Annotated in this window: 1 pseudogene; it reads left to right on the forward strand. The window is 61.7% G+C overall.

Annotated elements, in window-relative coordinates:
• Positions 1-260: pseudogene (locus VBE63_RS31200) on the forward strand (hypothetical protein); the annotation flags it as partial.
• Positions 261-410 lie beyond the last annotated feature (150 nt).

Below are 410 nucleotides of genomic sequence, written 5' to 3' on the forward strand. Positions count from 1 at the left end.
TCTATCTGGGCTTGGCCGGGCTTGGCATGGGGCTGGCCAACAGCCTGATGGGCGTGATCTGGGTTGAACTCTATGGCAGCACCCATCTGGGTGCGATCCGCGCCTTGGCGCAGTCGGCGATGATCTTCGCCACGGCGGTGGCACCGGTCTCGGTGGGTCTGTTGCTGGATGGGGGCTGGAGCATGGCGCAGGTCGCCGTGCTGCTCGCGGGGATAGTCGTGATGGCTTCGTTATTGGCCTGGCAAGGATTGCGGCGCTGAGCGTTGTTGTCGTGCTGTGGTGCATCCCGAACGCTCGCGGGTACGAAACGGGTTCATTTTAACCTTCAAATCTCCTATCCAGAACATTCCATTACCTGACAGCGCTGGGGCATGAAGGCAAACGCCGACCCCGAGTCGGTGCACGCAGCG

Source organism: Lamprobacter sp. (assembly GCF_034860625.1).
In the GTDB taxonomy this organism is placed as follows: domain Bacteria; phylum Pseudomonadota; class Gammaproteobacteria; order Chromatiales; family Chromatiaceae; genus Lamprobacter.